General features: G+C 70.4%; 25 protein-coding genes, 1 tRNA gene and 2 pseudogenes. 20 read left to right on the forward strand and 8 right to left on the reverse strand.

Going from position 1 to position 25,473, the window contains the following annotated elements; all coding sequences use genetic code 11:
• Nucleotides 1–133: 133 nt before the first annotated feature.
• Nucleotides 134–949: a ScaI family restriction endonuclease gene (locus tag ACWDZ4_RS05300; RefSeq protein ID WP_451507109.1), complete on the forward strand. Its 816-nt coding sequence runs from the start codon at nt 134–136 to the stop codon at nt 947–949.
• 45 nt (nt 950–994) lie between these two features.
• Here ACWDZ4_RS05300 and ACWDZ4_RS05305 read toward each other — a convergent pair whose 3' ends face one another.
• Nucleotides 995–1,822 carry a DNA-methyltransferase gene (locus ACWDZ4_RS05305; RefSeq protein ID WP_451507110.1) on the reverse strand — a complete coding sequence of 276 codons (828 nt, stop codon included), beginning with the start codon at nt 1,820–1,822 and terminating at the stop codon, nt 995–997.
• Between the two features lie 543 nt (nt 1,823–2,365).
• On the opposite strand from ACWDZ4_RS05305, the gene ACWDZ4_RS05310 reads away from it, so the two are divergent.
• The 10 genes and pseudogenes from ACWDZ4_RS05310 (at nt 2,366) to ACWDZ4_RS05355 (ending at nt 8,057) form a co-directional block, all read left to right on the forward strand.
• Nucleotides 2,366–2,620 (forward strand): HD domain-containing protein, encoded by a 255-nt coding sequence (locus ACWDZ4_RS05310; RefSeq protein WP_451507111.1) that lies wholly within the window; start codon nt 2,366–2,368, stop codon nt 2,618–2,620.
• Between the two features lie 7 nt (nt 2,621–2,627).
• A pseudogene (locus tag ACWDZ4_RS05315) lies at nt 2,628–3,521 on the forward strand (FtsK/SpoIIIE domain-containing protein); the annotation flags it as partial.
• Between the two features lie 106 nt (nt 3,522–3,627).
• A pseudogene (locus ACWDZ4_RS05320) lies at nt 3,628–4,277 on the forward strand (DUF2637 domain-containing protein).
• Between the two features lie 17 nt (nt 4,278–4,294).
• On the forward strand, nt 4,295–4,486 hold the full coding sequence (locus ACWDZ4_RS05325) for a mobile element transfer protein (protein WP_355253339.1): 192 nt from the start codon (nt 4,295–4,297) through the stop codon (nt 4,484–4,486).
• Nucleotides 4,487–4,500: 14 nt separating this feature from the next.
• Nucleotides 4,501–4,695, forward strand: a complete 195-nt coding sequence (locus ACWDZ4_RS05330) for a hypothetical protein (protein WP_451507112.1) — start codon at nt 4,501–4,503, stop codon at nt 4,693–4,695.
• Nucleotides 4,696–4,712: 17 nt separating this feature from the next.
• Complete coding sequence (locus tag ACWDZ4_RS05335; RefSeq protein ID WP_451507113.1) at nt 4,713–5,057, forward strand: SpdD-like protein; 345 nt, start codon at nt 4,713–4,715, stop codon at nt 5,055–5,057.
• Nucleotides 5,058–5,147: 90 nt separating this feature from the next.
• Nucleotides 5,148–5,345, forward strand: coding sequence for a hypothetical protein (locus ACWDZ4_RS05340; RefSeq protein ID WP_451507114.1), 198 nt, complete (start codon nt 5,148–5,150; stop codon nt 5,343–5,345).
• Nucleotides 5,342–6,721, forward strand: coding sequence for a replication initiator protein RepSA (gene repSA, locus ACWDZ4_RS05345; RefSeq protein WP_451507115.1), 1,380 nt, complete (start codon nt 5,342–5,344; stop codon nt 6,719–6,721). The genes ACWDZ4_RS05340 and repSA overlap by 4 nt, the downstream gene beginning before the upstream one ends.
• On the forward strand, nt 6,718–6,906 hold the full coding sequence (locus ACWDZ4_RS05350) for a helix-turn-helix domain-containing protein (protein WP_189882858.1): 189 nt from the start codon (nt 6,718–6,720) through the stop codon (nt 6,904–6,906). The genes repSA and ACWDZ4_RS05350 overlap by 4 nt, the downstream gene beginning before the upstream one ends.
• Nucleotides 6,906–8,057, forward strand: a complete 1,152-nt coding sequence (locus ACWDZ4_RS05355; protein ID WP_451507116.1) for a tyrosine-type recombinase/integrase — start codon at nt 6,906–6,908, stop codon at nt 8,055–8,057. The genes ACWDZ4_RS05350 and ACWDZ4_RS05355 overlap by 1 nt, the downstream gene beginning before the upstream one ends.
• A 68-nt stretch (nt 8,058–8,125) precedes the next feature.
• Here the strand turns inward: ACWDZ4_RS05355 and ACWDZ4_RS05360 are convergent.
• Nucleotides 8,126–8,201, reverse strand: a tRNA-Arg gene (locus tag ACWDZ4_RS05360).
• A 205-nt stretch (nt 8,202–8,406) separates the two neighbouring features.
• Here ACWDZ4_RS05360 and ACWDZ4_RS05365 point away from each other — a divergent pair.
• Nucleotides 8,407–10,110, forward strand: a complete 1,704-nt coding sequence (locus ACWDZ4_RS05365) for a class I adenylate-forming enzyme family protein (RefSeq protein WP_451507117.1) — start codon at nt 8,407–8,409, stop codon at nt 10,108–10,110.
• Nucleotides 10,111–10,195: 85 nt separating this feature from the next.
• Here ACWDZ4_RS05365 and ACWDZ4_RS05370 read toward each other — a convergent pair whose 3' ends face one another.
• Nucleotides 10,196–11,563 (reverse strand): M6 family metalloprotease domain-containing protein, encoded by a 1,368-nt coding sequence (locus ACWDZ4_RS05370; RefSeq protein WP_451507118.1) that lies wholly within the window; start codon nt 11,561–11,563, stop codon nt 10,196–10,198.
• Nucleotides 11,564–11,837: 274 nt separating this feature from the next.
• Here ACWDZ4_RS05370 and ACWDZ4_RS05375 point away from each other — a divergent pair, with 274 nt between their 5' ends.
• Together ACWDZ4_RS05375 and ACWDZ4_RS05380 are read left to right on the forward strand one after the other, a co-directional pair.
• Nucleotides 11,838–12,560, forward strand: coding sequence for a TetR/AcrR family transcriptional regulator (locus ACWDZ4_RS05375; RefSeq protein ID WP_451507119.1), 723 nt, complete (start codon nt 11,838–11,840; stop codon nt 12,558–12,560).
• 78 nt (nt 12,561–12,638) lie between these two features.
• Nucleotides 12,639–14,165, forward strand: a complete 1,527-nt coding sequence (locus tag ACWDZ4_RS05380) for an MFS transporter (protein WP_451507120.1) — start codon at nt 12,639–12,641, stop codon at nt 14,163–14,165.
• A 94-nt stretch (nt 14,166–14,259) separates the two neighbouring features.
• Here the strand turns inward: ACWDZ4_RS05380 and ACWDZ4_RS05385 are convergent, their stop codons facing one another.
• Entirely contained in the window at nt 14,260–14,751 is a 492-nt protein-coding gene (locus ACWDZ4_RS05385; RefSeq protein WP_451507121.1) for a MarR family winged helix-turn-helix transcriptional regulator, read from the reverse strand.
• A gap of 106 nt (nt 14,752–14,857) precedes the next feature.
• Between ACWDZ4_RS05385 and ACWDZ4_RS05390 the strand changes: the two genes are divergently transcribed.
• The gene (locus ACWDZ4_RS05390) at nt 14,858–15,619 is read left to right on the forward strand and encodes a dioxygenase family protein (protein ID WP_451507295.1); all 762 of its coding nucleotides are present in this window, start codon (nt 14,858–14,860) and stop codon (nt 15,617–15,619) included.
• A gap of 87 nt (nt 15,620–15,706) precedes the next feature.
• Here the strand turns inward: ACWDZ4_RS05390 and ACWDZ4_RS05395 are convergent, their stop codons facing one another.
• Genes ACWDZ4_RS05395 through ACWDZ4_RS05405 form a run of 3 tightly spaced genes read right to left on the reverse strand, consistent with a single transcriptional unit; the run spans nt 15,707 to nt 17,474 of the window.
• On the reverse strand, nt 15,707–16,729 hold the full coding sequence (locus tag ACWDZ4_RS05395; protein ID WP_451507122.1) for a questin oxidase family protein: 1,023 nt from the start codon (nt 16,727–16,729) through the stop codon (nt 15,707–15,709).
• A gap of 60 nt (nt 16,730–16,789) precedes the next feature.
• Complete coding sequence (locus tag ACWDZ4_RS05400; RefSeq protein ID WP_451507123.1) at nt 16,790–17,287, reverse strand: N-acetyltransferase family protein; 498 nt, start codon at nt 17,285–17,287, stop codon at nt 16,790–16,792.
• A gap of 40 nt (nt 17,288–17,327) precedes the next feature.
• Nucleotides 17,328–17,474, reverse strand: coding sequence for a hypothetical protein (locus tag ACWDZ4_RS05405; RefSeq protein WP_451507124.1), 147 nt, complete (start codon nt 17,472–17,474; stop codon nt 17,328–17,330).
• Between the two features lie 162 nt (nt 17,475–17,636).
• Here ACWDZ4_RS05405 and ACWDZ4_RS05410 point away from each other — a divergent pair, with 162 nt between their 5' ends.
• Nucleotides 17,637–18,659 (forward strand): sigma-70 family RNA polymerase sigma factor, encoded by a 1,023-nt coding sequence (locus tag ACWDZ4_RS05410; RefSeq protein WP_344496806.1) that lies wholly within the window; start codon nt 17,637–17,639, stop codon nt 18,657–18,659.
• A gap of 97 nt (nt 18,660–18,756) precedes the next feature.
• Here ACWDZ4_RS05410 and ACWDZ4_RS05415 read toward each other — a convergent pair whose 3' ends face one another.
• On the reverse strand, nt 18,757–19,740 hold the full coding sequence (locus ACWDZ4_RS05415; RefSeq protein ID WP_451507125.1) for a helix-turn-helix transcriptional regulator: 984 nt from the start codon (nt 19,738–19,740) through the stop codon (nt 18,757–18,759).
• A 62-nt stretch (nt 19,741–19,802) separates the two neighbouring features.
• On the opposite strand from ACWDZ4_RS05415, the gene ACWDZ4_RS05420 reads away from it, so the two are divergent.
• The 4 genes from ACWDZ4_RS05420 (at nt 19,803) to ACWDZ4_RS05435 (ending at nt 25,407) form a co-directional block, all read left to right on the forward strand.
• Nucleotides 19,803–21,341: an MFS transporter gene (locus ACWDZ4_RS05420; RefSeq protein WP_451507126.1), complete on the forward strand. Its 1,539-nt coding sequence runs from the start codon at nt 19,803–19,805 to the stop codon at nt 21,339–21,341.
• Nucleotides 21,342–21,506: 165 nt separating this feature from the next.
• Nucleotides 21,507–22,268, forward strand: coding sequence for a DeoR/GlpR family DNA-binding transcription regulator (locus ACWDZ4_RS05425; RefSeq protein ID WP_451507127.1), 762 nt, complete (start codon nt 21,507–21,509; stop codon nt 22,266–22,268).
• Nucleotides 22,269–22,280: 12 nt separating this feature from the next.
• A complete protein-coding gene (gene pfkB / locus ACWDZ4_RS05430) occupies nt 22,281–23,228 on the forward strand; it encodes a 1-phosphofructokinase (RefSeq protein ID WP_451507128.1) in 948 nt (315 codons plus the stop codon).
• Between the two features lie 34 nt (nt 23,229–23,262).
• A complete protein-coding gene (locus tag ACWDZ4_RS05435; RefSeq protein WP_451507129.1) occupies nt 23,263–25,407 on the forward strand; it encodes a PTS fructose transporter subunit IIABC in 2,145 nt (714 codons plus the stop codon).
• The last annotated feature ends 66 nt before the right edge of the window (nt 25,408–25,473 follow it).

Below are 25,473 nucleotides of genomic sequence, written 5' to 3' on the forward strand. Positions count from 1 at the left end.
TGGAGATGTCGCAATCCACACCGAACCCGGAAGGCCCTCACTCGTTCAAGATCCCCCAGCCGTGATCGCCGTCACCAACCTCCATGGACAGAACAGCTAGGTCACTCCAAGTCGTCCAAGTTTGCTGCCGTTGATGTCAGTTGGCGATGTCAGGAGGCGGCTCGACCGCTTGGACATCGACCGACGACTGGCGGCCCAAGTTCCCAGTCTTGAGCACCGCTTTTCGATTCAGGGATCACGGGGGCTTAGGTTGTGGTTCCCTGGCGGCGTGATCGACGCAGAGTTCCCCAAGTGGGTAAGTGAAGCCAGAGTTGGTCGGCGAGCTGGCGGCGCAGCCATGCGCCCAAAATTGCCCAGTTCACCCTACTTTGGGTGGGATAGTGATGATTGGCCGGAAGTGACCCGAGAGCTCCTCGCGGCACAACCACTCAGTGGTGAAGCTCTCGTTGCGGCAGTGCTCTCTTCGTGGGACTCCATCTTTGAGTCGCGACTAGGTAGCGGCTTCCATATCGGCCGCGAAATCGAGCCGACCCCGCAGATCATGGGATTCTTTCTCCATGCTCTTATCCCTCTCGAGCTCGCCAAGGGGGACCCTGGGTGGCGGGCCGACTTGGACTCAAGCGAAAAAGATCTAGTCTATGTGCCAGACCAGAAATATTCGATTGAGATTAAGACTTCGTCCCATAGGGATCAAATCTTTGGGAACCGCAGCTTCGGGGTCGATAATCCCGGCAGGGGGAAGAAGGCGAAGGATGGCTATTATGTGGCCGTCAATTTCGAGAAGTGGAGCGATGCGCCCGGGAGGCTCCCGCGCATTAGGCTGATTCGCTACGGCTGGTTGGACCACACGGATTGGGTGGCGCAGAAATCGCAGACAGGTCAGCAATCTTCACTACCTGGTATTGTGGCTAACACCCAACTCCTGACGATATACGCCAAGGGTGTGTAGCGTGAATCCCCCAACTCGCTAATTCCGGGTTGGGGGATTCGCCCATCAGAAGAGGGACGGCGTGCCTGCTTCTAGGCGGCCTACTGCGATATCGAGGTAGTCTTTTCGTACTTCGATTCCCACGCTGCAGCGCCCCTGCTCCCGGGCCACAGTCGCGGTGGTTCCCGAGCCGAGGAATGGATCGAGCACTACGCCATCTGAGGGGCTGCAGGCCTTGATGATGCGTTCGATAACGGCGACGGGGAATTGCGCCGGATGCGCGGTCCGTTCGACACTCGAACGTTTGGCGCCTGATGTAACCTTGGGGAACTGCCACACATCGGTGGGGTTCTTACCCAGCGGGTTACATTTCAGCTTCCCGTTCTTCTTTTGGTTGGGGTACTTCACATTGGGGTCACGTACAGAGTCGAGATCGAAATAGTAGTTCTCTGGATTCCTCACGTACCAGAGAAACTTCTCATTTCGCGGAGAGAACGACTTTCGCGAAGCAACGCCAGCACCATAGTTCCAAACGACTTCTTGGATCATGTAGAACGGGCTCTTGTTCCAGAGGAGGTAAGGGATTGGAACTGCTTTTCCTTGCCCAGGGACTGGAATGTATCCAACGTTAAGCCAGAATGCCCCACCCTCGCGCGTAGCGTCGTGTACGCGGCCCATCCATGCCTCGCACCATGAGACGTACTCGTCGATAGTCAGTACATTTTCGTACTCTTTGCCGATGTTATAAGGGGGGCTAGTTACGGTGAGATCGAAGATCTGGGGCGGAATTGACTTCAGTAGATCGAGGCTATCTCCGTGGTATAGGAGGGTGTCCGAGGCCTCATAGTACGGCTCCCCTAGGGCCTGTTTGATCTCGGCCAGCCTGGTGTCCACGGCCTTTCCCCTCCATTGAAATGTAGAGATTTGATCTACATCGCGACACGCGACTCTATCATGTTTGTGGCGTGAAGGTGTTTTCGAGGCATTGATGGAATGAGAACGTCTTCTGATCAAGCATCTCTGGCGCGAGCTGCTGAGTGTGTCACCGCGGGCGGTGGAGCGGCTTTGGGCTGGAGCTGCTTTGGGGCGAGTGATCATGGCCCCTTACGCTGGCCGCGATTCGGGCAGCACCTAGCCTGCCCGCAATAGCCCGAATCGGGGCCATGATCTTAGAGGCTCGCCCCAAAGTGGCTGCCTAAAGCCGTGGAGCCGACCGCCCCAGCCACAGAGGGGTTCCCACCTTCCGCCCGCTGCACGTAGCGCGCCGCCGGGGCGCGGCCAGCCGGGGCGGAGACAGGAGGCGGGCCGCGCCGCAGAGGCGGCGCGCCCCGCGCCGTGCGCGGGGTCTTGATGAAGTAGGGAAACTTCTACCGCACCACTCCCATGGGTCCTGGCTGGCCTGTCGGCCTGCCCGTCTGCTGGGTTACCGTGCTGCTCATGCCTTCTGCGCTTGATACGCCCCAGGGAGCGGCCGAGCTGGCCGAGTCGTTGTTGCCACCGCTCGGGAACCGGTGGCTGCACACTCAGGCTGTTGCCGCGCGGGCCGTTGAAGCGTCGAAGGCTCTGCCAGAGAGTGAGCGGGACCTCTTGGTCGCCGCGGCTTGGCTCCATGACATCGGGTACGCGCCCGGGCTGCGTGACACCGGGTTCCATCCGCTCGACGGTGCCCGTCATCTGTCGGCCCGAGCGTGAGGGCCTCCGCATCCCGGTCGCCCTGCGCGAGGACGGAGAGATCCACTACCGCGACTACCGCCAGGTCCCGCACGCCCTGAACCTTGGGGCAACGGAGTCCGGGAAATCGGTCTACCAGCGGCAGTTGGTCAAGGAACTCGCCGGGCTCGACGTCGCCCTGGTCGGCATCGACTGCAAGGAAGGAGTAGAGCTCTACCCTCTCGCCCGGCGCTTTTCGGCGCTCGCGGACAACGCCGATGATGCCGCTGACCTGCTCGACGTCCTCGTGGACAGGATGGCCGCGACGTACCGGATCGTCCGCCGTGAGCAGCGCATCAGCTCGGACGTCCCCGACGCGGAGATCACTGCCGACATCTGGGGCCTGGCCGAACACCTCCGGCCCGTGCCGATCGTCCTCCTGGTCGACGAGGTTGCCGAGCTGTCGCTGTTCGCCAATGCGGCGGAGAAGAAGCGCCGGGAACGGATCATCACTGCACTGGTCCGGCTCGTCCAGCTCGGCCGGGCTGCCGGTATCTACGTGGAGATCTGTGGGCAGCGCTTCGGGTCCGAGCTTGGCGACGGGATCACCATGCTCCGTGCACAGCTCACCGGCCGTACCTCCCACCGGGTCAACGACGAAGCTTCCGCCAAGATGGCGTTCGGCGATATCTCGCCGGATGCCGTGCTCGCCGCCACACAGATTCCCGCTGACCGTCCCGGCACCGCTGTGGCCGGTGACTCGACCGGTGGCTGGGTTCGCATCCGTACCCCGTTCACCTCGCTGCGCCAGGCCGTGAACGTCTGCAACGCCAACGCGCACCGCACCCCGGATCTGCCGGAGCTGGCTTCCTTCCGACCGCTGCCTCCCACGGTCTCGCTGGTCAAGATCCCGGCTCCTACTGAGGCACCCGCCTCCGTCTGATCCACCTCTGCATCCCGGTTGGCGCGACCGTCTCGCGTCAGGTCCCTACCCCCGCCATGCCCGATTCGGGGGCGGGACCGCCCACCCCTCGAAAGGAGGTGAGGACATGCGCCACTCGATCCGCATCGACGCCGTCCTCGTGCAAGCCGTGATCGCCGGGGCCCTCTCCTTCGCCCACCTGCACGACCTGGCTGCCGCTGCCGGGCAGACCGGGTGGAAGGCATGGGCCTACCCGGTCAGCGTCGACCTGCTCCTGGTCGCTGCCTGGCGTCGGCTGCGCAACGACGGCCCGTCCCGGCTGGCGTGGTGCTGGTTCCTGATCGCCCTGGTCGCCTCGCTCGGCGCGAACGTCGCCACCGCCGGATTCCTCGACCTGGCTCACCCTCCGGCCTGGCTGCGATTCGGTATCGCCGGGCCTTCCTCGGCGGCACGCTCCTCGCCCACTCCCCGGCCGCCACCGATGCCTCTAACCCTCAACCCGAGTCGGTCGACGTCGTGCCGGCCGAACCGGCTTCGGCCCCCGAGCCGCGTTCCGAGCCTGAGGCCGTCGAGCCCTCGGAGCCTGCCCCAGCACTGCCCGCACCGCCGCCCGAACCGGCCACCGTCTCGGTTCCGGCCCCGCTCGTTGCTCACGCCCGCAAGCTCGCCGATGCCCACCGCGCCGCGACCGGCAACCCCATCGACTCCGACACTCTGCGCGCCCGCCTCGGCGTCCCAGCTCCCATGGCCGACGCCATCGCCGCCCAACTCACCTGACCTGAGAGGACATCACCATGCCCGCCCGCGACTTCTTCCACTCCGTGATGCGCGTCGGCCCGGTCCAGGTCGGCACCCACCGCGACCGCCACGGCCGTACCAAGCACGCCGCCGTCTGCACCGCCGACCGCTGCGGCTGGTCCTCGGACTACACCAGCCGCGCCGCCGCCACCCTCGCCGCACGCACCCACCGCTGCCGCATCGCCTGACAGGAGATCGCCCAATGAACGTCGAACTCCCGCTCATCTTCGTCATCGCCGTCTTCGGCTACTTCGGCATCCGACTCTTCCGCCCGCCGACCTGGCTGATCGTCGTGCTCCTCCTCGGCGGCTTCCTCCTCGCCGACACCTTCCTGGCCCCCGCCATCGAGTCCGGTACGCGCACCGGCGTCGACGTCGTCAACGACACGCAGAAGTGATCGAAAGGAGAACGGTCATGCTTCGCCCTCGCATCCCCACCATGCCGACCCCGACCGGCATCGTCACCCCGCTCATCGTCCAGCCGACCCACATCGAGCAGCAGCACCCGGCAACGGCCTGCACCTGCCAGCACAGCCCCGCTGCGGCTCCGGCTCACGCACCCGCCCCGGCCAGTCGCCCCGCCCTCCAGATGACCCCCGGCACGCTCCTCGCCCTCGTCGGCGGTGGCGGTGCCGTGGTCCTCGTCGTCGGCGCGGTCCTGGTCTCGATGCTCCTCGCGGTCGCCGTCACAGCCGCCTCGGTCGCGGTCTGTGCCGTCGTTCTCCGCTCCCTGCTCAACACCCCGCGCAAGCGTTTCTGACCGGCCCCGGGGCGGTCGTCAACCGCCAAGTCACCGCCGCCCCGGAGCCGTACCCCAACCCACCCCGAAGGACAGGAAGGAACACCCATCATGACCGACCACACGACCGCCACCGCGCGCGTCTGCTCGAACTGCGACGGCTTCCCCACCGTGCGGGTGACCCTCGGCGGCCGCGACCGTCACGGCTGCCTCCGCACCATCACCGTCCACTGCCCGGCCTGCCACGGCACCGGCACCCGTGCGGCCACCCGCCGCTCGCTCCCCGCCCTCACCGGGGTGAGCGCGTGACTGACACCGCCACCCTGGCGGGCCTGGACCCGACCACCCTGGGGGACATCCTCCGGGTGGCCGGGTCCCCCGGCTTCGACCGCTGGCAAGACCAAGTGCGCCGCACCGGCGGCTGCTCCGACCCGATCCACCTGACCGGCTGGACGCTCGCCAAGGACAAGACCACCGGCGAAACCCTGCGCCGCTACTCGACCGACACCGAACCCGACGGACGGCTCCGCGTCGCCTGCGGCAACCGCCGCGCCTCCCGCTGCCCGTCCTGCGCCTACACCTACGCCGGAGACACCTACCACCTGATCCGCGCCGGGCTCGCTGGCGATGAGACCAAGGACATCCCGGCCACCGTCCGCGATCACCCCCGGGTCTTCGCCACCTTCACCGCACCCTCGTTCGGCCACGTCCACAACCGCCCGGATCACGGCGTCTGCCGCTGCGGCACCCGCCACCAGGAGGACGATCCCGCCCTCGGTACCGCCCTCGACCCAACGACGTACGACTACGCCGGGACAGTCCTGTTCAACAACCACGCAGGACAACTGTGGCAGCGCTTCACCACTCGGCTCCGCCGCGAACTCGCCGCCCGCGCCGGACTCACCCAACGCGCGCTGGCTGAGCAACTGCGGCTGTCCTACGGCAAGGTCGCCGAATTCCAGAAGCGCGGCGCGATCCACTTCCACGCCGTGATCCGCCTCGACGGACCGGACGGGCCCGACTCCCCGCCGCCCTCCTGGGCGACGGTCGCCGTGCTCACCGACTCGATCCGCGCCGCCGTCGCCCACTCGTACACCACGATCACGGTGCCCGCCGCAGGGGACCAGCCGTGCCGGCCTTTTCGCTGGGGGCGACAGCTCGACATCCGGCCCGTCAAGGCGTTCGGCGACGGCTCCGACATCACTGAGCAGGCGGTGGCCTCCTACGTCGCCAAGTACGCCACCAAAGCAGCCGAGTCGACTGGCAGTCTCGATCGCCGGATCGGGAACCGCGAAGTCCTCGTCCTCCTCGACGTGCCCGGCCACCCCCGGCGCCTCATCGAGGCATGCCTCGACCTCGCCCCGCTCTACCCGGATCGGAAGCTGGCGGCCTGGGCTCACATGCTCGGCTTCCGCGGCCACTTCTCCACCAAGTCCCGCCGTTACTCCACCACCCTCGGCGCCCTCCGCCAGATCCGCGCCGACTACCGCGCCGCCCAGGAACAGGAAGCCATGGGCGACCCGGACACCGTGCTCGTCCTCGCCTCCTGGCAGTACGCCGGGCATGGCCACACCCCCGGCGAATCTGCCCTCGCCGCGACCATCGCCCGCGATCTCCAGCTCAACCGCGAGACCGCCCGTGAAGCCCTGCACGACCAACTCGCCCTGGAAGGAGCCGCAGCATGACCACCGCAACCGCCGAACTGCTGACCGTGCCTGAGGTCATGGCGCGGCTCAAGCTCGGGCGCTCGACGGTCTACGACCTGATCCGCTCGCGCCGACTGACCTCGATCACCATAGGTCGGGCTCGACGCGTACCCGCCGACGCTGTCCGGGACTTCATCACCCGCGAGATCGAGGAGGCTGCCTGATGGCCACCCAGCGCAAGCGCAACCCCAACGGCGCGGGCACGATCACCAAGCGCAAGGACGGCCGCTATCAGGCTGCCGTCTACGTGCTGCAACCGGACGGCACCCGCGCCCGGAAGTTCGCCTACGGCAAGACCTGGGCGGAGTGCGACGCCAAGCGCCGGGTCCTTCTCGACAAGGTGGACCAGGGCGTGCCCGTCCCCACCAAGTCGGCGAAGCTCTCCGAGTGGCTGCCGTACTGGCTGGACAACGTCATCAAGCCTCGGCGCAAGCTCAGCACGTACGACAAATACGAAGCACACGTCCGGCTCTACCTCGTGCCCATGATCGGCTCGAAGCGGCTTGAGTCGCTGGGTGCTGCCGACGTCCGCCGTTTTCTCGTCCAGCTGGAGAACAAGACCACCGCGGCCACCGCCAAGGAATCGCACCGGGTGCTGCGCACCGCCCTGACCGCTGCTTGCCGCGAGGAGCTGGTGGGCCGGAACGTGGCTGGTCTTGTCGAGCCGCCTCGGGCCAAGTCCCGGGAACTGAGCCCCTGGTCCCTCGACGAAACGCTGGACTTCCTTGCCGCCGCCCGCAAGGACCCGCTGTACACGGCCTTCGTCCTCGCCATAGCCATGGGCCTCCGCCGGGGTGAGATCGTCGGTCTCCGGTGGCTCGACATCGACCTGGACAAGCGCGTGCTCTACGTCCGCCAGCAGACTCAGCGTCGGCGCGGCGTCCTCTACAACGACGATCCCAAGGGGCGCCGTCGTCGGGCCGTGCCGCTCCCGGCGATGTGCATCGCGCCGCTTCGCTGGCACCGGATGCGGCAGGCCGCCGTGCAGCAGCGGGCGGGGGAGACGTGGGAGGAAGGCGGATACGTCTTCGCCACACGCAACGGCCGACCGGTCGAGCCGCGCAACGTGTACCGCTCCTTCACCCGCGTCGCCGAATCCGCCGGCCTCCGGGTGATCCGGCTGCACGACGCCCGGCACGGCTGCGCGACGCTGCTCACCGCGGCTGGGGTGGCTCCCCGTGTCGTGATGGAGATCCTCGGGCACAGCCAGATCAGCATCACCATGGACGTGTACACGCACGTCGTCCAGGACACCCAGCGCGAGGCCATCAGCCACATGGACCGGCTGCTCAAGAGGCGTCCCGGCCCTCAGTGACCGTGCCCGTTGATGTCATCCGTAGATGTCAAAGACCCCCAGCCATGATCGGCTGGGGGTCTTTTCGCTGGTGCCCCCGGCAGGATTCGAACCTGCGACACCCGCTTTAGGAGAGCGGTGCTCTATCCCCTGAGCTACGGAGGCGTGGCCGTGGTGGTGCGTGGCCGAGGGCTAGCGTACCGGGTCTGGGGGCCCGGATGGGAATGGGTTCTGCGGCGGGGTGGCAGCGGGTCGGTGGCAGGGGCGCGGTGGGACGGTGGAGGAAAGATGGTCGATGCATGAATCTTGACTGGCGGCGGGAGCGGGCATAGCGTCCAAGTGCTGAGCAAGCGCTTAGAGAGGTTCGTCCGTGTCGAACAATGATCCGCTGCGCGCCGCCGAAGCCGCGCTGACCGCCCCCGGGGCGCCCTTCGAGGTCGTACGGGCGGAGGACGGGAGTCCGCTGTACGCCGGCGGACCCCGGACGCTGCGGGAGTTTGCCGAGGCGACCTGGGCGTACGGAGACCGGCCGTTCCTGGTCGCGGAGAGCGGGACGTACACGTACGGCGAGTTCTTCGCCGCCGCCTGTGCGCTGGCCCGGCGGTTCGTCGAGGAGTACGGGCTTGTACCGGGGGACCGGGCCGTCATCGCCATGCGCAATCATCCCGAGTGGCAAGTTGCCTTCTGGGCCGCGCAGTTGGCGGGACTTGTCGCCGTGCCGCTCAACGGCTGGTGGACCGGGGCGGAGTTCGCGTACGCGCTCGACGACTGCGCGCCCGGCGTGCTGCTCGTCGACGGGGAGCGGTTGCCGCGGATCGAGCCGTGGCTCATGGGGCAGAAGGCGCGGAAGCAGCGGCCCCGGGTGGTCGTGTTCCACGGGGACGCGGGGCAGTGGGGCGAGGGATGCGAGGCGTACGAGGCGTATGAAGGGATGCGGGGGGCCGATCCGCTTCTCGGGCCGCCCGATGTCGACGTACGGGCCGAGGACGACGCCACCATCATCTACACGTCCGGGACCACCGGGCGGCCCAAGGGAGCCGTCGCCACCCACCTCGCCCAGGCCGGCGCCGCCACGCACCCGCGCTTCCACGCCGCGCTGGCCGCGCTCGCGCGCGGGGAGGTTCCGGGGCAGGGGCCCGCTCCCGTGTCGCTCATGACGTTCCCGTTCTTCCACGTCGCCGCCTTCACCGCCGTGTACGCCGCCATGGCGGCCGGCGGCTCCCTCGTCCTCATGCGCAAGTGGGACGCCGGGCGCGCGCTCGCGCTGATCCGCGAGCACCGCGTCACGTACTACGCCGGTGTGCCGGCCACCGCCCTCCAGCTGCTGGACGCTGCGGAGACGGCCGGGGACGGGCTGGAGAGCCTCGCCATGCTCAACACCGGCGGGGCCGCCGCGCCCGCCGGTCTCGTCGGGCGGCTCACGGCCCGGCACGGCGAGCGCATCGAGCCCCGCAACGGCTACGGGCTGACCGAGACCAGCGGCGGCGTACTGGCCAACTTCGGCGCGGCCTACCGCGCGGACCCCGCCAGCGTCGGCCGGCCCGCACCGGCCGTCGAGGTGCGGATCGCGGGGCCGGACGGGCAGGCCCTGGCCGAGGGCGAGGTCGGCGAGCTGTGGCTGCGCGGGCAGTCGCTCGTCAGGGGGTACTGGAACGATCCCGACGCGACCTTGCGCGCCTTCACCGACGACGGGTGGTTCCGGACCGGGGACCTCGCGACCGTGCGGGACGACGGGCACGTCAGCATCGTGGACCGCATCAAGGACATGGTCATCCGCGGCGGCGAGAACGTGTACTGCGTCGAGGTCGAGAGCGTGCTGCACGACCATCCGGAGGTGCTGGACGCGGCCGTACTCGGTGTCCCGCACCCCGTGCTCGGTGAGGAGGTCGCCGCCGTCGTGCAGCTGCGGGCCGGCGCCGTGGCCGGCGCGGAGGAGCTGCGGGCGCATGTGGGCAGGAGCCTCGCCGCGTTCAAGGTGCCCGCCCACGTGCTCGTGCGGGAGGGGCCACTGCCCCGCAACGCCACCGGGAAGGTCCTCAAGAGGGAGCTGCGGGGGGAGATGGGAGAGCGGTAGTGGCCCGGGCGGCCGGTAGTTGTTCGGGTGGCCGGTAGTTGTTCGGGCGACAGCGGTGGCCAGGGTGGCAGTGGCGGTCCGGGCGTCAGCGGCGGGTGACGCGGATCCGGAAATCGCCGTCCGCCGTCCTGTCGGTCACCGAGATCCGGATCCCGTACTGGCGGTCCCTGAAGGTCTGGCCCTCCTCGAACGGCGCGTCCGACAGCTCGGCGTGGACATTGGGCCGCCGCGTGCAGCCCCCGCTGTCGCGCTCGCTGTCGGCGACCGTCACCGGGCCGTGGCCCGTGTCGACTTCGGCGTCGACACGGTAGATCAGTACGCCCGGCTTGCAGACGGCCTCGTCGTTGCCCGCCCGGGTGCGCACCTCCACCGCGTAACCCGCCTTCTCCGTCAGGGGGATGAAGACGAGCTTCGCCCTGCCGTCCTCGCCTCCGTCCCCGGCCCTGTCCCCGTCCCGGACCCTGGCCCCGTCCCCGTCCCCGTCCCCGGCCCGCGAGGCGAGCGGCGCCAGGAGGTGTTCGGTGGTGCCGGGCGCGGCCGCGCAGCGGATCTGCGTACTGTCGAGCCAGCCGAGCTTCCACTTGTGCCAGGCCAGCAGATCGTTGTTGGCCCCCCAGTCCTCGGACATGATGTCCCAGTGCCCGACCGACCCCCCGCCGTCCATGGTGTAGAGGTCCGGCAGCCCGAAGACATGGCCGTTCTCGTGCGGCAGGACCCGGAAGCCGGTCTCGGCGTACGAGCCCGACCCGTCGTCCTGGCGGCTGTAGACGAAGGACGTGTTGGCGAGCGGGACGCCGTCGGCGCGCGGCGCGTCCTCGTTGCCGGAGAAGGTGACGGACAGGACGGTGTCCAGGGCCGAGGGCCCGGCATTGGGTGTGACCAGGACGTTGACCAGGTCGTACGAGCGGAAGTCCACCCGGCCGTCGGTCGCGGCGACGATGTCCTGGACGAGACGGCGGTAGCCGGGTTCGTACGGTGAGCCGCGGTCTATCCCGTACGCCGCGAAGGGCCTCGGCATCCGTATCCAGTCGGTGAACGGGGTGACGGGCCGGTAGCGCAGGCGCCCGTACGAACTCGTCTCGAACCACTTCGCCGTCTGCGGGAAGAACTCCTCGAACCGGTCGCGCGCCGGGCCCTTCCCCGGCGCGTCCGAGAAGTCGATCATGAGGGTCAGGGCGCGGACGTCACCGGTGGAGCGGGCGAATCCGGGTGGCGTCGGCATTCCCTCCGACATCTGCACGCCCAGGGCGCCCGCGATCCTGCACGGTTCGAGCGCGGTCTCACCGGCCAAGGACACCGCCAGATCGCCGGAGCCCACCGGGCCCGCCGACGCCCTGGTCCCGGTCGCGAGCGGGGACCCCGCGGAGGTCACGGACGCGAGGGCGAGGCCGGTGAGGACGGCGACGCTCACCAGGTGGCGGGGTCTGCGTATCCGGGGGCGGGTCTGCCGCATAGAGGCGCCTTCGGGGTCCGCGGCAGCCGGCCGTCCCTGACTGCTCTCGTTCGCTCACCCTGTGCCGGGGGGCCGCCGGGCGCTCGCCGGGCGGACCTCCGGGTAGGCCGATCGTGCGGAATTCCATGCTCCGTTTGTGATCCGGGCCACATGTGGTAGTTCGGGAAATAACCGGGGACGGACTCCCCGTTTGCACCTGTGTTCGCCGAACCGGGGACCAGGTCCCCGGTTACCGGCTTCCATGCGAGAAGGTACGAGGACGAGAGGGAGCGCCGTGGCCACCGATACCGACATCGAGACCGATACCGACATCGAGACCGATACCGATGCCGGCACCGGCACCGGCACCGGCCTCCGCACCGACGTCGCCCGGTCCCGTGCCCAGCGCCCGCGGGCCGACGCCCTGCGCAACCGGGAGCGGATCGTCTCGGCCGCGCGTGAGATGTTCGTCGAGTCCGGCCCCGAGGTGCCGCTCGACGAGATCGCCCGCCGTGCGGGCGTCGGCAACGCGACGCTGTACCGGCACTTCCCGGACCGCACCGAACTGATCCACCACGTGGTCGTCTCCGTCATGTCCCGCGCCGCGGACCGGGCCCGGGCGGCGATCGCCGAGGAGGCCGACCCCTTCGACGCGCTGCGCCGCTTCGTCCACGCGGCCGCCGACGAGCGGATCGGCGCACTGTGCCCGATGCTCGCCGACGGCTTCGACAAGGAGCACCCGGAACTGCTTGCCGAGCGCGAGCGCCTCGAAGGGGCCGTCGACAGCCTCATGGAGCGCGCGCGGCAGGCCGGGCGGCTCCGTGACGACGTGGCCGTCGGCGATCTGCTGGTCGCCCTCTCCCAGCTCACCCGGCCGCTGCCGGGCAGCGCGTGCATGAACTTCGACCAGTTCGTCCACCGCCACCTGCAACTCTTCCTCGACGGCCTGGAGGCACCGGCGCGTTCCGTCCTCCCCGGCACACCCGCGACGTGGGAGGGCCTGCGCCGGGAGTCGTGACTCCCGCTCAACCTCCGCCTCCACCCACGTAGTTACGTATCTTTTTTACGCCCTTCGCACCCTTAGGTAGATATCTCCATGCCAAAAACAGCCGACACCCTCCTCCCCGATCCGGGCCGCTGGAAAGCGCTGGTCTTCATCGCCCTCGCCCAGCTGATGGTGGTCCTCGACGCGACCATCGTGAACATCGCGCTGCCGTCGGCCCAGCAGGACCTGGGGATCTCGGACGCGAACCGCCAGTGGGTCATCACGGCGTACGCCCTGGCCTTCGGCGGACTGCTGCTCTTCGGCGGCCGCATAGCCGACCTGTGGGGCCGCAAGCGCACCTTCGTCGTCGGCCTGCTCGGCTTCGCGGCGGCCTCCGCCCTCGGCGGCGCGGCCACCAACGAGGCGCTGATGCTGGGCTCGCGCGCCCTCCAGGGCGCCTTCGGCGCGCTGCTCGCGCCGGCCGCGCTCTCGCTGCTCGCGGTGACGTTCACCGATGTGAAGGAGCGGGCCAAGGCGTTCGGCATCTTCGGCGCGATCGCGGGCGGCGGCGGCGCGGTCGGCCTGATCCTGGGCGGCTTCCTCACCGAGTACCTGAACTGGCGCTGGACGTTCTTCGTCAACATCCCCTTCGCGGTCGTCGCGGCGGCGGGCGCCTACTTCGTGATCCGTGAGCCGGCCGGCGGCCGCAACCGCTCGCCGCTCGACATCCCGGGCGTCGTCCTCTCCACCCTCGGCCTGGTCGCGCTGGTGTACGGCTTCACGCGCGCCGAGACCGACGGCTGGGCGTCGGGCGCGACGATCGGCCTCTTCGTCGCCTCCGCCGTGCTGCTCGCCGTCTTCGTGGCCGTCGAGTCGAAGGTCAAGTCGCCGCTGCTGCCGCTGCGCGTCCTGATGGAGCGCAACCGCGGTGGTGTCTACGCGTCGCTGGGCCTCGCCGTCATCGCGATGTTCGGGCTCTTCCTCTTCCTCACCTACTACCTCCAGATCGTGAAGGGCTACTCGCCCGTCATGACCGGCTTCGCCTTCCTGCCGATGATCGCGGGCATGATCACGGGCTCGACCCAGATCGGCGCCCGTCTGATGACGCGGGTCGCGCCCCGCTACCTGATGGGCCCCGGCTTCCTGACCGCGGCGCTCGGCATGCTGCTGCTGACGCAGCTGGAGATCGGTTCGTCGTACGCCGGGCTCATCCTGCCCGCGCAGCTGCTGCTGGGTCTGGGCATGGGTACGGCGTTCATGCCGGCCATGTCGCTGGCGACGCACGGCATCGAGCCGCGCGACGCGGGCGTGGCCTCGGCCATGGTCAACACCTCGCAGCAGGTGGGCGGCGCGATCGGTACGGCGCTGCTGAACACCATCGCGGCCAGCGCCACCACGGCGTACGTCACCACGCACGCCGCCGGGGCGACCAACGCGCAGCTGCTCCAGGCGCAGGCGATGGTGCACGGCTACGCGAGTGCCATCTGGTGGGCGGTCGGCATCCTGGCCGTCTCCGCGACGATCGCGCTGACGCTGATCAACACCGGCCGTCCGGGTACGACGACGGTCGCGGGTTCGGGCGACGGTGCGGGCGCGGGCGCGGAGGACGAGCTGAGGATTCCGGTCATCGCCCACTGACCTTCGCGTGACCTTCGCGTGCCTTTCGCGCGACACGACGACCCGGACCTGCCCTGGTTCCGCTTCCGCCTCCGCCTCTGCTTCGGAGGCGGCCTCAGCGGAGCCAGGGCAGGTCCGCGCCCGTGCCCGTCGGCTGGAGCCCTTCCGCCACGACCCGCATGATCTCGCCGAGCCGGCGCACCTGCTCGGGGGTGAGCCGGTCGAACATCGCCTGGCGGACGGTGGCGACATGGCCGGGCGCGGTCTGCTTGAGGACCGCGTGCCCCTCGTCCGTCAGTACGGCGTTCTGCCCGCGCCGGTCGGACGGGCACTCCTCGCGGCGCACCCAGCCGTTGCGCTCCAGGCGGGCGACGGCGTGCGAGAGCCGGGAGCGGGTGATCTTCGCGGTCTCGGCCAGCTCGGTCATCCTCAGCCGCCGCTCCGGCGCCTGGGAGAGCTGCACGAGCAGGCCGTAGTAGACGTGCGGCATGCCGGCGTCGCGCTGGAGCTGGCGGTCCAAGTGGTCCTCCAGGAGGGTGGTGGCCTGGAGGTACGCGCGCCAGGTGCGCTGCTCTTCTTCGCTGAGCCAGCGGGGTGCCGTCGTCATGGACACCACTCTACGACCCACTTCTTGAAACTTAAACTAGTCGGCGGTAGGGTTGCTTCCACAAGCTTGCTTGAAGTTTCAAGGAAAGGTTGCGGTCGTGGAGCGTATGCCCGCCCTCTATCTGAGCCACGGAGCTCCGCCACTGGCCGACGACCCCGTCTGGCCCGGCCAGCTCGCGGCCTGGTCCGCCGGTCTTCCCCGGCCGCGCGCGATCCTGATGGTCTCCGCCCACTGGGAAGAGGCCCCGCTCGCACTCGGCGCCACCGAGGCGGTGCCGCTCGTCTACGACTTCTGGGGCTTCCCCGAGCACTACTACCGCGTCCAGTACGCCGCGCCCGGCGCCCCCGGACTCGCAGACTCCGTACGGAAGCTGCTGCGCGGCGCCGGTACGCCCGTCCAGGACATCCCGGACCGCGGGCTCGACCACGGGGCGTACGTCCCGCTGGTCGAGATGTTCCCGGCGGCCGACGTCCCCGTACTCCAGATCTCCCTGCCCACCCTCGACCCGCAGGGGCTGATGGACATCGGGCGCAAGCTCGCGCCGCTGCGCGACGAGGGCGTACTGATCGTCGGCAGCGGCTTCTTCACCCACAACCTGGCCGCCCTGCGGCACCCGGGCGGGGGAGTGCCCGGCTGGTCGGCGGAGTTCGACGCGTGGGGGCGCGAGGCGCTGGTGGCGGCCGACGTGGACGCGCTGCTCGACTTCGCGCACGCGTCCCCGGCCGGCCGGCTCGCCCACCCGCGCACCGAACACTTCGCACCGCTGTTCGTGACGCTGGGCGCGTCCGAGGGCGAGCTGGAGACGCAGCGCGAGGTGATCGACGGCTTCTGGATGGGGCTGGCGAAGCGGTCGGTGCAGTTCGGCTGACGGGGCGTCAGGAACTCGAAGCTCCCATCCTCCAATGCTCCAAGTCCTCAAGTTCTCAGGTCCTCAGGTCCTCAGGTCCTCAACTCCTCAAGTCAGGGGCTCGCTGAGTTCGATCGCGCGCAGGGCGGCCGCCAGCGACCGCTCGTCGCCGATGTCGAGCGCGGTGTCGGTGAACTTGATGACATGCTCGTCGCCGTGCGCCGCCGCCCGCTCGAAGACCTCCTCGGGAGCGACGGAGCCCGGTGCGGCGTACGGGGCGGGCTCGTCCGGGGCGTACATCGCGGTGACCGCCGCCGACGCCGTCCAGGCGGCGTGCAGGCTCGGTGCCCACAGGGTGCGGGGGAGCGCGGGGAGGGTGCGCAGGACGGCGTTGGGGGCCGTCGCCGCGTGGACCAGCATGGTCTCGTCGCCGTGGCCGTGCGTGGCGTACCGGTGGGTGGCGGCCCGTACCAGCTCGGCCAGGTGCCGCCGGGCCTCGTCCGGGTCCGTGGCGGCGAGCGCCCCCGCCCACACCGGGAGCCGCGTGACGCGGTCGAGGCGGTCGGGGAAGCCCCCTTGCCGTACGCCGACGGGCGGTACGGCGTCCAAAGCCTCGGCGGCGGTGGGGGCGGCGGGCAGCGGGGCGGGCGGCTCCACGGGGCGGTAGCGGGCGGCCCAGTAGCCGAGGCCGTGGGCGAGTTCGGTGCGGCGCGGGGCGTTCTCGCCGTCCGTCAGGAGGGTGCGTACCGCGTGGCCCACCCGGATCACCGGATGCGTGGCGCCGCCGTACACGCCCGGCAGCAGCCTGGGCCACCACGCGGCGAGCACCTCGCGCCACGGCTGCTCCGCTGCCGTGAGGCGGTGGCTGAAGTACGCGATCCAGTCGGCGGCCCGGCGCGGATCGCCCAGCGCCTCCTGCCAGTTGCCGTCGGTCACCGGGGCGTGGCGGGAGGGGAAGTCTTCCAGCCGCGCGGCGTAAAGATCCAGCCAGCGGTGGACGGAGTCGGCCCGGCCGCGCGCGGCGAGGGACTCGACGGCCATGGGGGCGTGATTGGTGAGGCGGCCCAGGCGCTCGGGGCCGTGGGTGTGGAGGCGTTCGAGTGCTTCGTCGAGGGTGCCTGTGATGTCCATGCGCCGGAGACTAGGCGCGGGACGGACGGGGAGTAACGGGCTGTGGACCTACGCCGGGGCCTAGGTCCGCAGGGCCCGGATCGGGGCCGGAGTCGGAGTCGGCGCCGGGGCTGGAACCGGGCCGGAGCCGGTCCCGGCGCCGAGAGGGCGCTCGTACCGGGCGACGTCCCAGTAGCGGCCGGGCTTCCGGCCCACCTCCCGGTACATGCCGACGTGGCGGAAGCGGAGGCGGGCGTGGAACCGGGCGGACGCCTCGTTGGGCTGGGCCACGCCGGCGTACGCGCGGTGGAGGTCCTCGCCCGCCAGTGCCTCGAAGAGCGCTTCGTACGGCAGCGTGCCGATGCCGATGCCGCGGTCGCCGGCGTCGGGCGCGCAGGGGGCGCCGACTTCGACGGAGGTGCCGTAGGCGGCCTTCGGGCGGAAGGGTCTGCTCGTCGCGTAACCGGGAACACGGCCGGAGCGGCCGGAGCGGCCGGAGCGGCCGGAACGGGCAGAAAGGCCGGAACGGGCAGAAAGGCCGGAACGGGCATAAACGGGTGGAACGGGCGTCACGGGCAACCAGCAGCCGGTATGGGCCGTCTTCAGGAGGGGAGAGCAGTCACGGGCGGCGCTGCTCGGGTGTGAAGACGGTGGTGCCGAAGGTGATCGCCGTCTCGCAGACGTAGTGGTGGTAGATGTCCGTGAAGGTGCTGAGGCCGGCCTCGGTGCCCGCGCTGACCTGCGCCTCCGGGTGTCCGTGCGCCATGCGCCCCCCTCGACGGCGGACAGGGTACTGCAAGATCACGAAAATGAACGCACGCCAGGGGAATTCTGTCCGGATTCCAGTCGTTGTTTCCAGTGGAAGCGGGGCACCCGACAAGGAGTCCGGCAGCCACCACATCGCGACCTACTCAGCAAGGGAGCACGCATGGCAACCCGTGCCGTCGCCCGTCACCAGACCGCCACCGGCGGATCCGGCGGGGTACGCAGCGTTCGCGCCGTAGGCGGGGAGATCGCCGACCGCGACCTGGTCGGTATGTACCTCGACGAGATCGCACGGACGCCGCTGCTCGACGCCGCCAAGGAAGTCGACCTCTCGCAGACCATCGAGGCAGGTGTGTACGCGCAGCAGATCCTCGACAAGGAAGTGACATCAGCCGTTGCCACGGAGGGGAAGGGCGACGCGGGCGGCGCCTCCCGCGAGGAGCTGGAAGCACTGGTCGCGCAGGGCGAGCGTGCCAAGGACCTGTTCATCCGTGCCAACCTCCGTCTTGTCGTGGCGGTCGCGCGCCGCTATCCGCGCAGTGGGCTCCCCCTGCTCGACCTGATCCAGGAGGGGAACGCGGGCCTGGTGCGCGCGGTCGAGAAGTTCGACTACACGAAGGGCTTCAAGTTCTCCACGTACGCCACCTGGTGGATCCGGCAGGCCATCACCCGGTCCATCGCGGACCAGTCCCGCACCATCCGGCTCCCCGTCCACCTGGTGGAGGAGCTGGGCCGTATCCGGCGCGTGCAGCGCGAGTTCAACCGTGAGCACGGGCGCGAGCCCGAGCACGCGGAGATCGCGGCCGAGCTGGACGCCAAGCCCCAGCGCGTCAGTGACGTCCTGGACTGGGCGCGCGACCCGGTCTCGCTCAACATGCCCGTCGACGACGCGGGAGAGACGCAGTTCGGCGACCTTCTGGAGGACACGTCGGCGGTCTCGCCCGAGCAGTCGGTGCTCTCGCTGCTGCGCAGTGAGGAGCTGGAGGACCTCATAGGCCGGCTCGACGAGCGGACGGCCTCGATCATCCGTATGCGGTACGGCATCGAGGACGGCCGGGAGCGGACCCTGACCGAGGTGGGCAAGCAGCACGGACTGACGCGTGAGCGGATCCGGCAGATAGAGAAGCACGCTCTGATGGACCTGAAGCGCATGGCTCACGACACAGGCTTCGACGCGGTCGCATAAACGGCTCCGAACGAGGTACGTGTCTTTCCAGGGCCGAGCCCCGGCGCACTCCCCCCGGCGCCGGGGCTCCCCGCGTCCACCACCGCTCCACTGCCCTCTACTGCTGCTCCCGCGGGGCGGTCGCGCGGGTGAGCCTGCTGCCGAGCCCGGCCAGGTAGTCGACCAGTTCCCGCGGCTCGGACACCGTGAACTCGCAGTCCACCAGCGCGAGCCGGAGCCCCAGCCACTCCATCGAGTCGGTGGCCGTCACATCGAGCCGGCAGCGGCTGTCGTCGCCCTCGACCGGCTCCGGTGTGCCGAGCGAGCCCGGCAGCCGGGCCGCGACGAACTCGGCGGGCGCGTCGAACGTCGCCACCACCCGGTACCGCGGCTGGAGCCGGTTCATGGAGTCCCGGATGAATGCGGCGGCGTCCCCGTTCGGCAGCCCCCGCGGAGTGAAGCGCGCCCCCGTGGCGAACGGCTCACTGACCCGGTCCACGCGGAACGTACGCCAGGCGTCCCGGTCCAGGTCGTACGCGACGAGGTACCAGCGCCGCCCCGTGCTCACCAGCCGGTGCGGCTCGACGAGACGCCTGGACCGCGATCCGTCCCCCGAGTGGTAGGCGAACCGCAGCCGCTCCTGCCCGGTCGCCGCGCCCGCCATCACCGTGAGCGTACGGGGATCGATGGTCGCGCCGTCGCCGCTGGTCAGCGGGATGGTGGCGGCCTGGAGGGTGGAGACCTGCCGGCGCAGCCTGGACGGCAGCACCTGCTCCAGCTTCGCCAGCGCCCGCACCGACGCCTCCTCGATGCCCTCGACCGCGTGGCCCGCACCGGCCCGCAGCCCCACCGCGATGGCGACGGCCTCCTCGTCGTCGAGCACCAGCGGCGGCATCGCCTTGCCCGCCACGAGCCGGTAGCCGCCGTCCGCGCCCATCGTCGCCTGTACGGGATAGCCGAGCTCGCGCAGCCGGTCGATGTCGCGCCGCACGGTGCGGCGGCTGACGCGCAGGCGTTCGGAGAGTTCACTGCCGGGCCATTCGCGGGGTGTCTGGAGCAGCGAGAGCAGGTGCAGCAGCCGGGCCGGTGTGTCGGTCGTCATACCTCCAGGATGCCGTCCCAGTGGGACACGATCCGTCCTACATCCGGCCTAGTGTCGCTCGTATGACTTCCACACCCCTGCAGTCCGAGCGGACGGATACGGACGGGACCGGGACGAGCACGCCCGACCGCCGCCGGTGGTTCGCGCTCGCCATCGTGATGACCGCCGCCTTCATGGACCTGGTCGACGTCACGATCGTCAACATCGCGATTCCGAGCATCCGGAAGGACCTGGGCGCCACCTTCGGCGCGATCCAGTGGATCACCGCGGGGTACGCCCTGGCCTTCGCCGCCGGGCTGATCACGGGCGGCAGGCTGGGCGACATCTACGGCCGCAAGCGCCTCTTCCTGATCGGCATCGCCGGCTTCACGCTCGCCTCCGCGCTCTGCGGTTTCGCCGCGGACCCGGAGATGCTCGTCGCCTCCCGCATCCTCCAGGGCGGGATGGCGGCGCTCATGGTGCCGCAGGTCCTGTCGATCGTCCACACCACCTTCCCCGCGCACGAGCGCGGCAAGGTCTTCGGCCTCTTCGGCGCGATCGTCGGTCTCGGCGCCGTGTCGGGCCCGATGCTGGGCGCGCTGCTCACCGAGTGGAACCTGTTCGGCCTGGAGTGGCGGCCGATCTTCCTCATCAACCTGCCCGTCGGCATCGCGGGACTGGTCCTGGGCATCCGCTTCATCGGTGAGTCCAAGGCCCCCGAGGCACTGCGCCTCGACCTGGTCGGCGTGGCGCTCGCGACTCTCGGCCTCCTCATGCTGATCTACCCGCTCATCCGCGGCGAGGAGCTGGGCTGGCCGCTGTGGGGCCACCTCGCCATGGCCGGCAGTCCGGCCGTCTTCGCCCTCTTCGGCGTGTACGAGCGCTACAAGACCCGCAAGGACGGTTCGCCCCTGGTCGAACTCTCCCTCTTCAAGGTCAAGAGCTTCACCGCCGGCATCGCGGTGCAGCTGACCTTCGGCGTGGCACTGGGCATCTTCTTCCTGGTCTGGACCCTCTACATGCAGATGGGGCTCGGCTGGAGCGCGCTTCGCGCCGGCACGACGGGCATCCCGTTCTCCATAGCGGTCTCGCTCGCCGCGGGCCTCTCCGTACAGAAGCTGGTCCCGCGCTTCGGCCGGAAGGTCCTCCAGGCGGGCGCGCTGACGATGGCGGCCGGACTGCTGCTCTACATCTGGGAGGCCGACCGGTACGGCACGGCCATCCACCCCTGGCAGATGGCACTGCCGCTGGTCGTGATGGGGCTCGGCATGGGCCTGATCGTGGCGCCGCTGACGGACGCGGTGCTGTCCGAGGTGCCGCGCGAGCACGCCGGTTCGGCCTCCGGACTGATCAACACGGTGCAGCAGACGGGCAACGCGCTGGGCCTCGGCCTGGTGTCGGTCGTCTTCTTCGGCGCCATGGACGAGCACGTGGCGCCGGCCGCCGTCGGCATGGCCTTCGTCGACGCGTTCCAGAACGCGCTGTGGTGGACGACCGCGGTGCTGGTGGCCATCTTCTGCCTGATGTTCGCGCTGCCGGCGCGGCCGCGGGCGGGGGCCGAAGGCGCGGCTCCCGGGGCCCCGGGAGCCGTACCGGCGAAGGAGCCGGCGCTCACCCCCTGAGCCAGGACCGCCGACCGACGGCGCCCGTGTCATCCGACACGGGCGCCGTCTCCGTTTGTGCCCGAACGTGTCCGCCCCATGCCCGAATCTGTTTACAACTGCGAAACTCGGCCGTATTCTGCAAGCGAAACCACAGGTTCGGGCATCGAACGGATGTAATCCCCCATGTACGCACCGGAGCGTCAGCAGGAGATCCTGCGCCTCGCCCGCGAGAGCGGACGGGTGGACGTGCTCTCTCTCGCCGAGACCTTCCAGGTCACCGCCGAGACCGTCCGCCGCGACCTCAAGTCCCTGGACCGCGCGGGTCTCCTCCGCCGTGTGCACGGCGGCGCCATCCCCGCGGGCCGCCTCGGCTTCGAGCCGGACCTCGCCGAGCGCGAGTCCACCGCCGCCGACGAGAAGGACCGCATCGCGCGGGCGGCCCTCGCCGAACTGCCCGACGACGGCAGCGTCATCCTCGACGCAGGCTCCACGATCGCCCGCCTCGCCGCAGACGTACCGCTGGAGTGCGGCCTCACGGTCGTCACCCACGCACTCCCGGTCGCCGCCCGCCTGGCCGACCACCCCGGCATCGACCTGCACCTCGTCGGTGGCCGGGTCCGCCACCGTACGCGCGCCGCCGTCGACGCCTGGGCCCTGCGCGCGTACGGCGAGATCCGTGCCGACGTGGCCTTCCTCGCCACCAACGGCTTCTCGCCCGACGGCGGCCTCACCACCCCCGACCTCGCCGAGGCTGCCGTGAAACGCGCGGTCGTCGCGGCCGCCCGCCGGGTCGTCCTGCTGGCCGACTCCGCCAAGCACGGGCAGGAGCACTTCGCCCGCTTCGGCGACCTCACCGATGTCGACCTGCTCATCACCGACACCGGTCTGAGCCCCGAAGACGCCGACGCCGTCGAGGCCGCCGGCACCGAAGTGCAGTGTGTCTAGGAACGAGTGCAGATGATCCTCACCATCACCCCCAACCCCAGCCTCGACCGGACGTACGAACTCCCCGTCCTCCAGCGGGGCGAGGTGCTGCGCGCCACCGCCGACCGGATGGACCCGGGCGGCAAGGGCGTCAACGTCTCGCGCGCCGTGGCCGCGGCCGGACACCGCACCCTCGCCGTCATGCCGCTGGGCGGGGCACCGGGCGCGCTCGTCGCCGAACTCCTCGGCGCGGAGGGCATCGAGGTCGCGCCCGTCCGCGTCACGGGCGACACCCGCTCCAACATCACACTCGTGGAGCCGGACGGCACCCTCACCAAGATCAACGCACCGGGCCCCGAACTCTCCGCCACCGACTCCGTCTCCCTCCTGGAGACCGTACGCACGCACTCGGCCGGCGCCGACTGGATCGCCTGCTGCGGCAGCCTGCCGCGCGGCCTCGCCCCCGAGTGGTACGCCGAACTGGTGGCCCGCGCACACGAGGCGGGCGCCCGCATCGCACTCGACACCTCGGGCCCCTCCCTCCTCGCGGCACTCCGCGAACGCCCGGACGTGGTGAAGCCCAACGCCGAAGAGCTCGCCCAGGCCGTCGGCCGCCCCCTGGCCACGGTCGGCGACGCGCTGAAGGCGGCGCAGCAACTCCGCGACGCGGGCGCGCGCACGGTGCTCGCCAGCCTCGGGGCCGACGGGCAACTGCTGGTCGGCGACGAGGGCGCGTACCACGCCACCGCGGAGGTCGCCCTCGTCCGCAGCAACGTCGGCGCGGGCGACGCCTCGCTCGCCGGCTTCCTGGCGGCGGGCGGCGAGGGCCCCGAGGCCCTGGCCGCGGCTGCCGCGCACGGCGCGGCAGCCGTCCAACTGCCCGGCAGCGTCATGCCGGCCCCGGCCGACCTGAACCCCTCCTCGGTCGCCGTGACGGCAGACATCCCCCTGGACCGCGCGCTGGCGGAGCCGGCCGCATGATCCGCATACCCCCGTACTCCCGTAGGAGCCCGCGATGAGCCAGATGATCACCGCGGACCTGGTCGACCTCGACCTGGCCGCCGGCACGAAGGAAGAGGCGGCGCGCGCGCTCGCCGAACGGATGGCGGCACTCGGCCGTGTGACCGGCCTCGACGGCTTCCTCGCCGACGTCGCGGCGCGCGAGGCGCAGATGCCGACCGGCCTGGACGGCGGCATCGGCATCCCGCACTGCCGCAGCGAACACGTCACCGAGCCGACGCTCGCCTTCGGGCGCAGCGCACGCGGCGTCGACTTCGGTGCCCCGGACGGCCCGGCCGACCTCATCTTCCTCATCGCGGCCCCGGCGGGCGCGGACGACGAGCACCTGACGATCCTCTCCAGCCTGGCCCGCCATCTGATGGACGCCGACTTCACCGCCGCCCTCCGCGCGGCCGAAGACCCGGCAGCGGCGGCGGCCCTGATCCGCGGCGACGCCCCGCCGGACGCCCCCCGCACCGCCTCGCACACCGAGGTGCCGGGAGGGGACGCGCCGGGGCGCTCCCCTCAGGGCGCCGGACGCAACCACCCCGAAGCTCACGCCGTACCCGGACGTTCGACACCCGAGGAGACGCCCCGGCGCGGCACCGCCCCCAAAGCCCCCGCCCCCAAAGCCCCCGCCCCCGAGGACGCCGCCGTCGAAGGCACCGCCCCGCCCGCCACCGCCCCGTTCAAGATCGTCGCCGTCACCTCCTGCCCCACCGGCATCGCGCACACCTACATGGCCGCCGAAGCACTGGAACAGGCCGGAAACAACGCCAACGTAGAGCTGACCGTAGAGACCCAGGGCTCCGCCGGTTTCACGCGCCTGGACCCCGCCGTCATCGCCGCCGCGGACGGCGTGATCTTCGCCCACGACGTGCCCGTACGCGACAAGGAGCGCTTCGCGGGCAAGCCGACGGTCGACGTGAACGCCAAGGCCGGCATCAACCGCCCCGCCGAACTCATCGCCGAAGTACGCGCCAAGGCCGCCCGCGGCGAGGTCACTTCGCCCGCGGCCAAGGGCTCCCCGGTCGAGGAAACAGGCGAGCCGGGAGAAGGCTACGCAACCAAGCTCCGCACATGGCTCATGTCCGGCGTCAGTTACATGGTGCCGTTCGTCGCCGCAGGCGGCCTGCTCATCGCCCTGGGCTTCGCCGTCGGCGGCTACGGGATCAACAAGGCCCCTTCCGTCATCGAGCACTTCGCCTGGACCGACACCACCAGCTGGGCCGCCCTGATGTTCCAGATCGGCGGTCTGGCCTTCGGCTTCCTGGTACCGGTCCTGGCCGGTTACATCGCGTACGGCATGGCCGACAGACCAGGACTCGTCCCCGGCTTCGTCGGCGGCGCGATCGCCGTCGCCATCGACGCCGGCTTCCTCGGCGGGCTGGTGGCGGGTCTCATCGCGGGCGCGGTGGTGATGGCGGTCCAGAGGCTCAGGATCCCCGCCCCCCTCCGCGGCATCATGCCGGTGGTGGTGATCCCCCTGGTCTCCTCCGCCGTCGTCGGCTTCCTGATGTTCCTGGTGGTCGGCGAGCCGATCGCGAAGCTCCAGAGCGCGCTCACCGACTGGCTGTCCGCCCTCTCCGGCGCCAACGCGGTCATCCTCGGCGCCGTCCTCGGCCTGATGATGTGCTTCGACCTGGGCGGCCCGCTCAACAAGGTCGCCTACGCCTTCGCAGTCGGCGGCCTCGCCAACCCCAACGACGGCAGCCTCAAGGTCATGGCCGCCGTCATGGCCGCGGGCATGGTCCCGCCGCTGGCGATGGCCCTGGCCACGACCGTACGCGGCCGGCTCTTCACCAGGACCGAGCGCGAGAACGGCAAGGCGGCCTGGGTGCTGGGCGCGTCGTTCATCACCGAGGGCGCGATCCCGTTCGCCGCGGCCGACCCGCTGCGCGTGATCCCGGCGGCGATGGCGGGCGGCGCGGTCACCGGCGCCCTGTCGATGGCCTTCGAGTGCACGCTGCGGGCCCCGCACGGAGGCGTCTTCGTGGTCCCGCTGATCGGCAACCCGTTCCTCTACCTGGTCGCCGTCCTGGCCGGTACGGCGGTCAGCACGGGCCTGGTCGTCCTCCTCAAGGGACTGCGGAAGACGCCGCGGCCGGCGCAGGCCGGGGAAGCCACGGAGACCGGCACCAAGGTGGCAGTAGCCGCCTGACACCCGCCTGACACCCGCCGGGCCCCGCCGGACAACGCGGGGCCCGGCGGCCCGGCGGCCCGGCGG

This window comes from Streptomyces sp. NPDC003016, from assembly GCF_053591455.1.